Here is a 13,452-nt window from a genome sequence, read left to right as displayed (position 1 = left end):
TTAATTGATTAATCAGTCAGCCCCATATTTATGCCTTTTATTTTTTTATAGAGATCTGAGGCGTAATTATCGGTCATTCCGGAGACATAATCAATTATGCATAATATTTTTTTGTATGGTTCCTCATCGGTTGTTTCAAATTGTTTTGGCAAAAGTTTTAACTTTGTTTTGTCTGCTTCTGTACGCTTTTCTTTTTCTTTTAATACAGGTTTTATGAAATGATCTAACAGTTCATACATTACGTTGTAACCGGCATTTTTAATTTCGACAACTGATGAATAATCATACATTTTCTTATTTTGAAACTCTTCAATCTCTTTAAGTTTTGATGGTTTTGGTAACTTCTCTTCGACAAGTTCATAAAGTGCTTTATTGAGGCTCCCATCAAGAATTTTTTCAAAATTGATTTTATATTTTTCAGTGGTGGCTATAATTAAAGTATTAATCGATTTGGCACGAAGGTAAGATATCATGTCATTTTCATCGGTTTCATCGCTGATCTTGTCATAAATATTTTTAATTTTTTCAAACTCAAACTCATCTTGGTCTAAATAATCTTTTAACTCCTCGATAAGTCCAAATAATAATTTGCTACATTCTTTAAATGGAATTATTTTTAAACGGTGTGCGTCTTCCAGATCTATAACACGGTTACAAATGTCATCGGCTGCTTCCACAAGCCAAACAAAAGGATGGCGGAAGTAAGCACCATTAATGTTAGGGTCTATAATCATGCCGGTATCATGAGCAATCTTTTTGACAATTTCCTTTTCTGTAGTTAGGTATCCAAATTTATTCCGTTTTAAATCTGTTTTCGTTTTATCTTTGGCAGTTGATGAACAGGGATATTTCATAATAGCAGCTAATGTAGAATAAGTAAGGTTTAGCCCGCCGACCGATTTTCCCTTTTGTTGTAAAACGAGGCACCGTATGGAATTAGAATTTCCTTCAAAATTAATCAGATCTAACCATTCTTCTTCTGAAATATTATATTTCACTTTTAACGATTCATTTTGTCTAAAATATTCAGCAATCGAATCCTCTCCTGAGTGCCCAAACGGTGGGTTTCCAATATCATGGCAAAGGCATGCAGCAGCAATGACAGATGATAAATCTCTCTCATAGAACCTTTTACTTTCATCTGTTAATTTTTCAGAAAATTCAGTTGAAATAAAATCTCCGATCAACACACCTAAGGACCTTCCGACAGATGCTACCTCCAGAGAATGAGTCAAACGATTGTGAACAAACTTGCTTCCCGGCAAAGGAAAAACTTGTGTTTTATTTTGCAGCCGCCTGAAAGAAGAAGAGAAAACAATGCGATCAAAATCACGCTGGTAATTTGACCGCGGATAATTGGGGTTCACTGGATGTTGAATTGAACTGTCATATAAACCTACATACATTTCATTCTCGGGTTCAACATCTGTTATTCTTTTATCCGAATATAATTTGTTTAAATCCATTGTTGGTTTCATGACATTCTATAAGAATTCAATAAATATATAACTATTTTATAATTTTTTCTTCTCCCCTTCACTCAAAACCTCATAAATGTCCGTTGCCACTTTAAAATCGACACCCAATGCTTTAAAGTGAGCTTTTCCGCATTTTAATTTTTCATTTTCTTTCCCGCGCCGTTCGAATTCATCAAGGCTTCCTTTTGTTTCGCGAACCAAATACAATTTTTTGTCATTTTCAAGAACAATTGCCCAGTCCGGACGATATTCACCGACCGGCGTCGGAACGGCAAACCAATTCGGAAGCTTACAGAAGAATTTGACGTTTTCATCGGAGTCAAGCTGCTCCGCGATTTTGTGTTCTAACTCCGAGTCATATTCAACAAAATTGTAAGGCGTCCGGTCATCTTTACTTTGAATTTCATATAAGCGGTCAAGATACTTTTCAACTTCATCAATGTCAAAAAGTCTCATCTCATAATATTGTCCGTCAATGATTTCATATTTGATTCCGTCAATCACCAGTTCATTCATGGCCCGATTGATTAATTTAGCAACTTCCGTCATGAATACTTGCGGATTGGATTTAAAGTTGTACAGCCTATCAGATTTTTTGAGGATTTCAACAAGAGTACTTCGGGTGAGTTCAGTTTCCCTTTGAAGGAATGAGAGTATATCCGGCAGCGGATACGCTCCCGTTACAAATTCAACCTTTGCCTCTTTAACCTTCCCTTTTTCAACACCGGCTTTAGTGATGTCAACTTCCGCTTTTTCGGTGATAGCACGAACACCGGTGACATCTTCCATGTTTTTTATGTTTTCAGAGGCTTTTTGAATCAAATGATCTGTTTTGAATTCCACAAAGTAACGGGTTTTTTTACTGATCTTCTCCCACAACACTTTGAAATCTTCATTCAATTCAATGGCTTTATTATACTTGACAAGTTTCTTATCATCCGACTTTTTAATCCGTCCTTCAAAGATGCGGCTTTTGATTTCCTTCTTGATTTCATTTTCCAAATGGACAAGTTCCGGCGGCAAATCTAAACTTTTGTCCGGTTTGAATTTGCCGGTGATTTGACCGGTTTTGTCGATGAATCCGTTCTTTTCAAGGAGTGTTTTGATTTCAGCGGACTTTTCCTGACCGATTGGTTTTTGTGTTTTTCCGTCCACTATTCCTGAAAAGGCAATAGCTTCGATTTGTCCGAATTTGAAATCTTCTCCCATATCTTTTTCGATATCTTCTTGGAGAGCAGCGGCATATTTTTCAAAAGATTCGCCGGCGATGACCGTTAATCTGTTGATGGTGTCGTCGAAAATGCGCTCTCCGGTTTGATTAACCGGCAGACGAAGACCACGACCGATAGTTTGTCTTCTCTCGCGTTCGGTTCCCATTTCTCGAAGAGAGCAGATTTGGAAAACATTGGGGTTGTCCCATCCTTCTTTTAAGGCAGAGTGACTAAAAATGAATTGAAGCGGAACATCGGTTGAAAGCAATCTCTCTTTGTCTTTCATAATCAATTCATAGGTGTCTTCATCATCTTTCGTTGTTCCGGATGTATCTTTCAAGGAAACAATTTTTCCTTTTTTAACATCGGCAGAGAAATAACCGTTATGCACCTCCTCAGCTTTGTAAGGAAGCAACCCTTGATACATTTGTTTTTTTGAAATTTCAGTGTAAAGCTCTTCAAACCAAACAGCCAATTTTCCGTTTTTCGGCTCGCCTTCTTCATAAACGCGATAATTAGAAACCTTGTCGATGAAGAATAAGGAAAGAACTTTAATTCCTTTATCTTTGAACCGCTTTTCTTTTTTGAAATGCTCTTCGATGGTTTGTTTAAGTTGGAATTTTAAAAGGTCATCTCCGGTGCCGCCTTCTTCTTTAGAAACTTCAAGGATCTTGCCGTTTGCGAATTCCACATGCTCCAATCCTTCTTCAGCACAAATGTTTGTCACAACATATCCTTCATATCCGGGACGATTCGTTTGGTCGCTGATGTCGGTTCCATGTTTTAATGAGACCGGCTTTTCACGGGTTCCGGTTGGAGTGTCTTCGTAAATAATTGCTTTTCCTTGGGGTGTTTTTGAACCTTTGGGATATCCGATGCTGACCAACCGAAGTAAATTTTTGTTATAATTTTGTTCAATTTGGACGGATGCGACTTCAATTTGTTTCACCAAGCGGAGGTCGTAGGCTTTGACAGGATCCAATTTGTAAATGACATTGTAAGATTCTGATTTTTTATGGGTTGCAGAGTAGCGAAGACCAAACAGTGGTTTTAATTTGGAAACGGCTTTTTTAGACTTCGGAGTTCCATCAACGCTTTGAGGCTCATCAAAGATAACAATCGGTCGTGTTGCCTGAATATATTCAATCGGGCGTCTTCCGGACATTTTGTCTTGTTCTTGGTGAATAACATTGAGTTTTTTGATTTGTTCCTCAGTCAATTTAGAATAATCTTCTTCATTTTCGCCGGCATCTTTTTGAAAAGCCTGAATATTGATAATCATGATTTGAATTTCATTACTGACAGCGAATTGGCGGACTTTATTGAGGTCCTTTGAATTGTAAATGAAGGAATCAAAAGGCACGTTGTCATAAAGTCCTTTGAAATGGTCTTTCATAATGCGGATGGACGAGGAAACGCCTTCGCGAATTGCAACCGATGGGACAACGATCACGAATTTTTTGTACCCGTATTTTTTGTTGAGTTCAAAGATCGTCCGCAAATAAACGTATGTTTTTCCGGTACCGGTTTCCATTTCCACGGAAAAATTCGGGAATTTATAAATACCTCCCCTCTCCGCTAATGCAGAGGATTTCGGAATGAAATTTCGTTCCTGAACAGCATGCAGGTTTTTTAAAATCGTTTCCTCATTTATGAACATTTTATTGCCGAGACCGAGTTCGGTATATTCCGAAACGCGTCCGGCTCCGGTTCCGGACGTAAACGTAATATCAAAATCGCTTTGTTTTTGAGGCGTTCCTTCAAACAGATCAACAACAGCAGAAATTGCTTCTTTCTGAAAACTCAGATTTGAATCAAATTTTAATTTCATGAAATTCCTCTCCAAAAATTGAAATCAAAATCAAATTGTTCTGAATTCCATTTGAAGTCCTTTTTCTCTTCCCTGATTTCGAGCTTCAAACGTTTTTACTGCATTTGCTTTCAATTGGTCGTTTCCTTTAAAGCCCAAATCCAAACAAATAAATTTAGACAAAACCGGCGACGCTGCAATTTCATCGATCAATTCCCGTGTTATTTCATTGTCCAAACAAATCAAAAGGGCGCCGTCCGAAACAGAATAAACAGTTTTTCCGGCCATCGTTTTCTTTTCAATTTTCTCCGTCAGCGAAAATCCGGCTTTAAGTAAAATCTCGTAAAGAATGTCTTCCTGGGACGCTCCATCCCGAATGTTGTCGATAAAGAGATCCAAGCTTTCCAAGATTTTCGAATCCGGTACCGTCGAATCCAAAGAATCCCACATTTTAAAGTTCGATTGATCCAATTTAAAAACTTTAAATCCGATATCCAATTCCGTTGCATCCTGATTTTCAGATTTAATTTTCAAACCGGCTCTTCGAATTCTTTCCTTCCCAACATCAGCAATCGTTTTGTATCCTGCTTTAAAGGCTTCTGAATCCTCCGCACACGGTTCCGGCAATTGAGCCATGATAAACTTTCGATTCCCACCGTCTTCAGCGTTGAGTTGCATGACGGCGTGGGCTGTTGTGGAGGAGCCGGAAAAGAAGTCGAGAACAGTTGAATTTTTATCAGAGCCAATAGTTAAAAAATATTTTATTATCTTTACTGGTTTAGGATAATCAAAAATTGACTCTGCTTCGATTTTTTCTAAATCTTTTTTTCCATCGGATGTTAGTGAAAAATCAATCCACGATCTTGGTACTAATCCCTTTTTGTCATTTAAAAACCTTTTTCGTTTTGGCATAGAATTTCCATCATTTCCAAACCACACCAAATTTTGTTTTATCAGGTCGTTCATATTCTCCTTTGTATAACTCCAACATTTTGTAAATATTCTCCCAGTAGGTGAAGTAACATCATATATCCTCTTGGGATCATTATCGTGCGCAGGAGCTGTTAAGTCTGTAGATGCCCAAGCTCCTCTCGCGTCATTATCAGGATTTGAATATTCCTTTTTCTGTTCATCTGTTAATGGTTGATACAATTCACCAAGTTCGGTAGCATTTTTTGCATACAACAATATACTTTCGTGTTGCCTGAAAAATTGCTTTGAATCAGCACCAGCTCCAACTTTCTTTCTCCAAACAAATGCTCCTATACAATTTTCTTCCCCAAAGATCTCATTACAAATCTTCTTTAAATTATCCACTTCATTATCATCGATTGATACAAAAATAACTCCATCTTCCGTCAACAAATTTCTTGCCAAATAAAGGCGCGGATATATCATATTCATCCACTTCGTGTGGAACCGTCCTTCATTTGCTGTGTTCGTTGAAAATTTCCGTCCTTCGTTGTCGACCAAACCGGCATACATCAGATAGGTATCCAAATTCTCGGAATAATTATCCGGATAAATGAATTCGTTGCCCGTATTGTACGGCGGATCGATGTAAATCATTTTGACTTTGCTGTAATATGATTTTTGAAGAAGTTTTAAAACTTCTAAGTTGTCACCTTCAACGTATAAGTTTCCCGTTGAATCAAAGTTGACGGATTCATCAGGTGACGGTTTTAAGGTTCCGATAGATTGCTGCTGAATGAGCGTCATACAATCCTTTTTTCCGGGCCAATCCATACCGTAACGCTCGCGGCGGCTTTCAAAAATGTCACTGAATTCCCCAAGCTCCGCTTTCAGCTTCTCAAAATCAATACTTTCAACAAGTTTTCCTTTTTCGTTTTTGGTTTCGGTGAAGACGGAGGGGAAGAGTTGTTTGAGTTTTTGTTTGTTGAGAGAAGCAATGTCTTCTGATTTCAAGTTTAATTTTTCAGGTTTTTGAAGTTTTTCAGGCATTTTGGAGGCTCCTTCAATAAAAATAAAGTTATTTTAATAATTTAAGTTCTTCATCTGTTTTCCATTCGTCAGGAATTAATTTTTCCTCGTACCAATTTTCAATTATACTTTCTTGGAACTTTTCATCTTTTTTGAAATCAGCGTGGTCAACAACAATAACTTGGAATCCATATTTTGATGAAACTTCTCTAACTAAATTATAAATTTTTAAAACGGATTCATTTTCCATATTTTGATATTCTTTATCATCAGTTGATTCAGGAGGATAGTGAGATTGTGAAGGTTGATCAATAAATAAAAATGATGGAACTGGTCTGTTGTTTTCAATAAACCATTTGTGAAGGGCCAGATGTGCAACAATATGGTAGCCTACAAAATTGTGACCGCTTCCCATTTTATCAAGAGTAATGGGAGAATTTTTAAAATCAGCGGAAACCGTTAATTTTTTGATGTCAAGCCGAATTGGGTTTTCCGAGTATTCCAATTCTAACTTCTTTGCGAAACATCCCATGTCTCTGGAAATATTCGACAATATTGAATTCAATTTTTCCTCTATTGCTTCACTATCCGTCTCAGATTCAATGCGTTCAATCTTTTTCTGAATTAATTCTACCTTTTCTTTTAATTCTTGACTATTATCTTTAATATCAGAAATTGATTCAAGATATAATTCGATTTTTCCCTTGAGTTTTAAACGTTGTTCTCTCGTGTCTTTTAATTTTTTATCATTCTTTATTATCTTTTCAATTGCATAGACATCCTTTTTTAATTTATTAAGCTCTGATATTATTAATGTTCTTGATTCTTCTTTTTCTTGAATTAGTTTATCAAGGTGGTAGTAATCATTCGTGAAAGCGGCTAAATCTGATTTAATATTTTTCAAATTTTGAGATATTTCTTGTGCTGTCGGAATTGGAGTTTCGAGGGTTGAAGAACACAATGGACACAAGCAATTATTGTAATCCATTTCCTTAAGTATCTTTATACTATTTAATCGGGATATCTGCTCTTTGAGTTCGGTCTCTGCATTATAATTTTTTTGTTTCATCTTGTTTAGTGACCGAATTTCCTCTTCAATGATTCGATATTCATATCTTTTCTTATTACGTTCTTCTTCAAGTTTGTCGAATTCTAAATTTTCAGTTTGAATAGAGTCGGTGGATGCTTCAAAATCAAGTATTTTCTGAAAAACATTTTGAATAATGACCACATCTTTTAGAATGGGACTGTTGTTCCCATCCATTTCTGCACCATAATCTACGACCATTGCACATTTTTCAAGTGTGGCAGATTCCTTGCTGTTACTTAATTCAAGCTCTTTTTGTTTATCATATAATCCCAAGCCTTTAGCTTGCACAAATAACATGCTTGCCTTTTCAAAATTTTGCCCAACAATTGACTTCATTTCAGCTAATTTGTTTTCATTTTGTTTTAATTCCTTTCTCAACTTTTTAAGTTCTTGAAGCTTGGATATATAATTCTCATCAATTGCACCTAAAAAATAAGGCAAATAATCTCGAATGCTAATTGGGATAAATGGTTCGTCTTGCCGGTGGAACAAGTTTTTTTTGTTTATTAATTCACTTTGCTCTTGAAAACAGTATGTTAATGATTTTTTAAATTCATTTTTTCCCGTTGGTAAACTTGTTGTACTATTCTCATTTGAGTACTCAACGATCCCAACAAGGTTAGAGAGAAAGGTTTTTAGTCCATCCATATTCATGTTCTGTTTTACATTTTCAAATGGCGGTAAATCTTTTCCTTCTTTGAAGTAAATGTATTCTGATGTATCATTCTTTTTGGGGCATTTTCGAAAAATAAAATATAATTCATTATTTTTATTTATTTGAAGACCATACCATGACACTTTATCACGTATAACAGAAATCGGGACGTTGCACTCACCCCCTAAACAATATTCAATTATTTGACTAATAGCACTTTTTCCTGTCCCTGACTTTCCTGTTACTATATTTATTCTATTTAAATTAAAATCTATTTTTCGAATGTTTCCTTCATTACTGTACAATATTAATGATTGAATTTGAAAACTCATGGTCTTACTCCCAAAAAAAGCATAATTGTATTTATATCCCCGGATCTTGCAAACCATTTTCCGCAGAAGGATGCCTTTTTTATACATTCAAGCGCATCCTCTGTAAAAATCTCATTTGAATATATGTCTTTTGACAATTTCGTTCGAATCTCAAAGTTTCCTTCTCGTGAAAATTGAATCAAATTCGTATTGCATGAGTATATGATAGCTTCTTTGACGTATGGAACAAAAGCGTTTGCTCTCGAATTATAGTCTATTTTTAATGAGGAATTTGTTTCATTTACCATCCATGTTGTAAATTGGGTTCTTGTAGTGCTCGGAAGCCGATCCCTCGTTTTTTTATGTAAAATAAATGGAATTATAAGAAAAGGCAAAATGAATGGCGAATTTAATTTTGTTTCCTCATTATAATTTTTTATTGATTCATAACATAGGATTGATAAAAATGGGGGGTTGAACAAATTTGCCTCCTCTTCATTTCGTTTTGACCAATCAATCATTTTCATCACCATTTTTCATATTTCTACTTTTTAATTTTTCATAATATTGTGGATGCCATCCAACTTCCAGTTCATCGGATAGTATGTGATACGATCCTCGAGAAAGAAAGGGGTCTGAAAAATTTTTCCGAATGGGTTCCCCGGTTTTTTGAAATGTATTATAGATTTCTTGACCTATTTGTATCAAATCTTCTTTTTTTAAATAATTATTTTTTGATTTTTCAAACTCAAATTGGCGCTCCCATTCTACTTTTAATTTTTTATCATATTTATCAAGTTCACCGGGATAAAGAAACCCTTCTCTAGCCCATCGAGATCTCTGTTCTCGAGACTGATAATAATCCTCAACAGCGTATCTTTTTGTTTTTTCAGACATGTGTATTAAATCAAGTTGCTTTATGAACATATATCTCCAATATGATTCATATTCCAGTTGAATCTCCATTATCTCAGAGTCCACAGGAAGATTGTCTCGTTTAAACTCTTCCCTCAACTCACTAATTATTGAATAAATATCAACGCCACTAATAAGTTTGTAATCTGATCTTATTTTAGTTTCAACCAGAGTTAGCCAACGCTCAATTAAACGATCAACAAACTTTTCGATTTGATTAGGTTCACAGGAATGGTGTATTTCCTTTGAAATTTCCTCTCGGATGTTCGAAATATTTATAGATTTATCCAAAATAAAACAATTTTTAAATAAATTTTCTTTTTCAAAACATTCCATCTCATTATATAACTCAAATATTTTTTTAAAATCTTTTTGGACTTTTTCTTTTACAGTCCACTCATCCATTTTTTTAATTGCTTCTGCAACATCTCTGTGACCGTCTTCTTTTAAGTAATAAGGAATTGAATCTTCAGAAATTGTTTCAGTTGTTATCAGATAAAATAAAGTATCGTTTGTAACACCCGGCTCATTTTTAGTATCAATCCATATTTTAACAGTTTTCCAAAAATCATTACTCGAACTTGTAAGATTTTTGCCACTTTCATGGTGTTTTACTTGTATAACATCAGTTACATTATCCTCATTCTCATAAACAATATCATCCAGTGTTTCAATTGACACAGATACTAAAAGACCGTCAGTTAATCGCCTCAAAGATTCTAGTAATGCAAATTGGCATTGAAATAAATAACCTTTTAGAGATGCTGCTGCTGAGTGGGGTATTCAAAACACTTCCTTTTACCGAGTCTTTGTAGTCCTAAAATTTTATATATAATTTATTGCTTAATTTCATTGCTTGTAAATACATTTGGTATTTCATTTCGGCTCATTCCCGAATACAAGTCTGGCCTTAGTGCCAATGATAGCGGTCTTCCTCATCATTTTATTCTCGGTATTCATTCTTGGATTTGTGTACTTAGAGAGCTTGAGATTGTCTAGGCGGGCAAAACATCGAAAAGTGGAGAAGTGGTGCTGCGTTGCTGGAAAGGTGACGTGGAAGGGAGGATTGATACTTATGACCAGGATCATAATTGAAATTGTCGTAAAGATGAGCGCGGACCCGTCATTCTTTTTTCAAACAACTTCCCATCTGATAACAAACAATTTTTCTTCTCGAATTTCCTGAACTAACTTCGCTTCGACTTCATCCAAAAATGATTCTTTTTGCTTGTCAATTTTGCGGGCATCTTCGTCATATTCCCGCCAAGCGTCGTCGTACTTTTTCTCCAAAGCTCGAAGTTGTTTCTGAATTTGGACCTTCTCTTGGAAACTGACGCCGGAGCGAATTTCAGCGTTTAACTTTGTCTTTTCAGATTCAATGTCTTTCATTGTTCCTTTGAGTGATTTTCTTTTGTCGTCCGCCCAACGGGTCAATTTGTCCATTTCCTCATCGAAATATTTCTCATTTCGGGCGTCGATTTGAGTGAGAATTTCTTGTTTTTGAATCTCATAAACGTTGGCAATAACAGATTCGTCAATTTCCGTTTCTGTGTTTGTATTTTGTTTCACAATTCCGGGAAGATTGAATAGACGGCGGGCTTGATCAGCGTCAAGTTTTGTTTCATCGTCGCAAATGCCGGCGAGAATGATGTGCTCTTCCTTATCCAGTGATTCAATCGCCATTTTGGATGCAATCAATGTTCCCGATTTTCCGATGACCGGATCCAAAATCGCGATGTTTTTACCGCTGTTTGTGTAATCAAAAACGATTGCTGCTTTCGGCAAGTCAATCTTTTCAACCTCGTCGAGAATCCATTGAGCCAATGGATTGTTAATTCTATAGCAATGGCCGGATTGGTTACCGCGTTTTAAAAAGTACAATCCGGTTGGAATTTCTTTTCCGGAATCGTCTTGAATGGATTCATGGAGCGTAAAAGACATTTGAGAATCATTAAAATCCGCCATTCCGTAGAGCATGTATTTGGTAAGCTCCCAAAGAAGAACCTCGTATTTGTTCAAACAAAGATTTGTCTGCTTGTTATAAACTTTCAATTTCTCGGTTACTTCGTTGTCAAAGTTTTCCAAAAGCTTTTGACGTGTCGTTTGCATATTTTCATCAATTTCAACGCTAAGTTCCTGCTGAAGCTGATCAAAAGAAGTTTGTATTTCATCTGATGTTCGACATTGCTGGTAAATTTCAGCGATTCGTTTCTCAAAGTCCACACCGGATTCTATTGCACCTAATACTTCATCACTCGCCCCGAAAACACCGTTGAAAAGACGGAATTTTTCCGACAAAAGCTGGTAAACTCTCTGATCAGCTGCGTTTTCTTTGTTGATGAAATTGACGACAACGACATCATATTTTTGACCGTATCGGTGACAGCGTCCGATTCTCTGTTCAATTCTTTGGGGGTTCCACGGCAAGTCGTAATTCACAACCAATGAACAAAATTGAAGATTTATTCCTTCCGATGCAGCTTCTGTTGCAATCATAATTTTTGCGTCTTCACGGAAATGGTCTACTAAGGCAGCTCGAATATCAGCACTTCTCAAACCGGTAATTTTGTCAGAACCTTCATTTTGTTTTTTCCAATTATTGTAAATTTGAGTTGACTTAGGATCATTATTATCTCCGTTGAAAAGAACAATATCGTCGATATAGCCGTTTTCAGATAACAGCTGAACCAGATAATTTTGAGTTCTTTTGGATTCCGTAAAAATAATTGCCTTTTGGGCGCCGCCAAGTTCATTGATCTTTTCAAAACCGATGCTTAACGCCTGTAACAGAGATTTTCCTTTAGCGTTGTTTGTAATTAAAACAGCGCGGTCGTAAAATACCTTAAGCTCTTGGATTTCTTCTAAAATAGCTTCACGGTCATAATCATTTAAAGCAGGTTCATCGTCTAAATCCGATTCAATTTCCTCTTCAAGCTCTCCAAGTGTTTCAAAATCATTACCAATCTCCTCTATAAATTCTTCATCAGAATCTTTCTTCCTTTTAGAGCTGCAATCCAATTGCTTCTCCAGCTTTTTAATTAAGGAATCCAGGGCGCCGGCAATCGCAAAAGTAGACGATGCCAACAGCTTTCTCAAGACAAGAGTCATCAAAGAACGCTGACTTGGCGGAAGTGCATAAAGGTTTGGACGTTGCAAATAAGTTGAAACCATTTCATAAAGCTGCTTTTCTTCTTTGGTCGGAATAAACTCCTGCGTTTGAGCAATTCTTTCCGTAAATCGAATATATTCCGTTACTTGTCGCCGAAGTGTTCGTTTACAAATCGGTTGCAATCTATGCTTCAAATCATCAAAATTACTTCCCGGAGATAGCCGAACGAATTGTTCCTGAAAACTTTTTTTGTCGCCGAAAACCATCTCATCAATGAAACTCACTAAACCGTAAAGTTCAAGCAAAGAGTTTTGAAGTGGCGTTGCGGTAAGCAGCAATTTTGGACAGCCTTCAAGAGCGCTTTTCAATTCCCGTGCGATCACATTTGACGGTTTATACACATTCCGGAGACGATGCGCTTCATCAATCACAACCAAATCCCAATGAACACGGCGGACGAAATCTGATTTGTTTTTTGCGAATTGATATGAACAGATGACGATTTCATCGTTTTCAAATGGATTTTTGTGTCCACATTTCATGGATTTATTGAAGTTTTTTGTTTCAAGGATCTGAGTCGGGAGACCAAATTTGTCCCACAATTCTTGTTGCCATTGTTTTCTTAAATTAGACGGTAAAATAATCAAGATCTTTCTTTTTCGTTCCGCCCATTTTTGAGAGAGAACTATCCCGGCTTCGATTGTTTTTCCGAGGCCGACTTCATCCGCCAAAATGACGCCTTTTGAGAGCGGAGAGCGAAAAGCAAAAAGAGCGGCATCAACTTGATGCGGATTTAAATCAACCTGGGAGTCCATTAATATTGCAGTTAAACTTTCAACATGGTCGGAAGGACCGCGTTTTAAAAGTTCTTCAGCGTATAATTTCGCATGATAATCTGTCGCCATCTAATCACATTTTAGTTAATACAATAT

Annotated in this window: 7 protein-coding genes; all 7 read right to left on the bottom strand. The window is 36.3% G+C overall.

Translation table 11 applies throughout. The features are described from left to right. Positions 1–8: 8 nt before the first annotated feature. Entirely contained in the window at positions 9–1,478 is a 1,470-nt protein-coding gene (gene dgt, locus MsAc7_RS05015) for a dGTP triphosphohydrolase (protein WP_338101832.1), read from the bottom strand. A gap of 36 nt (positions 1,479–1,514) precedes the next feature. Beyond that, positions 1,515–4,520 carry a restriction endonuclease gene (locus MsAc7_RS05010; RefSeq protein ID WP_338101831.1) on the bottom strand — a complete coding sequence of 1,002 codons (3,006 nt, stop codon included), beginning with the start codon at positions 4,518–4,520 and terminating at the stop codon, positions 1,515–1,517. Positions 4,521–4,550: 30 nt separating this feature from the next. Next, entirely contained in the window at positions 4,551–6,461 is a 1,911-nt protein-coding gene (locus MsAc7_RS05005) for a site-specific DNA-methyltransferase (protein ID WP_338101830.1), read from the bottom strand. Positions 6,462–6,489: 28 nt separating this feature from the next. Further along, positions 6,490–8,517 (bottom strand): DUF3732 domain-containing protein, encoded by a 2,028-nt coding sequence (locus tag MsAc7_RS05000; RefSeq protein ID WP_338101829.1) that lies wholly within the window; start codon positions 8,515–8,517, stop codon positions 6,490–6,492. Beyond that, entirely contained in the window at positions 8,514–9,017 is a 504-nt protein-coding gene (locus MsAc7_RS04995) for a three component ABC system middle component (RefSeq protein WP_338101828.1), read from the bottom strand. Before MsAc7_RS04995 ends, MsAc7_RS05000 begins: the two co-directional genes overlap by 4 nt. Then, complete coding sequence (locus MsAc7_RS04990) at positions 9,010–10,194, bottom strand: ABC-three component system protein (protein WP_338103469.1); 1,185 nt, start codon at positions 10,192–10,194, stop codon at positions 9,010–9,012. The genes MsAc7_RS04995 and MsAc7_RS04990 overlap by 8 nt, the downstream gene beginning before the upstream one ends. Before the next feature lie 351 nt (positions 10,195–10,545). Continuing rightward, a complete protein-coding gene (locus MsAc7_RS04985) occupies positions 10,546–13,425 on the bottom strand; it encodes an SNF2-related protein (RefSeq protein ID WP_338101827.1) in 2,880 nt (959 codons plus the stop codon). Positions 13,426–13,452: the final 27 nt, after the last annotated feature.

The sequence above is a fragment of the Methanolapillus millepedarum genome (genome assembly GCF_032594115.1).
In the GTDB taxonomy this organism is placed as follows: Archaea; Halobacteriota; Methanosarcinia; order Methanosarcinales; family Methanosarcinaceae; genus Methanolapillus; species Methanolapillus millepedarum.
Note: the sequence above shows the minus strand (reverse complement) of the source record. Positions and strands in the feature narration are given on the sequence as shown.

Excerpts from the sequence above, each read along its gene's own strand:
- dgt (WP_338101832.1), bottom strand. The coding sequence starts at position 1,478 with ATGAAACCAACAATGGATTTAAACAAATTATATTCGGATAAAAGAATA.
- MsAc7_RS05010 (WP_338101831.1), bottom strand. The coding sequence starts at position 4,520 with ATGAAATTAAAATTTGATTCAAATCTGAGTTTTCAGAAAGAAGCAATT.
- MsAc7_RS05005 (WP_338101830.1), bottom strand. The coding sequence starts at position 6,461 with ATGCCTGAAAAACTTCAAAAACCTGAAAAATTAAACTTGAAATCAGAA.
- MsAc7_RS05000 (WP_338101829.1), bottom strand. The coding sequence starts at position 8,517 with ATGAGTTTTCAAATTCAATCATTAATATTGTACAGTAATGAAGGAAAC.
- MsAc7_RS04995 (WP_338101828.1), bottom strand. The coding sequence starts at position 9,017 with ATGATTGATTGGTCAAAACGAAATGAAGAGGAGGCAAATTTGTTCAAC.
- MsAc7_RS04985 (WP_338101827.1), bottom strand. The coding sequence starts at position 13,425 with ATGGCGACAGATTATCATGCGAAATTATACGCTGAAGAACTTTTAAAA.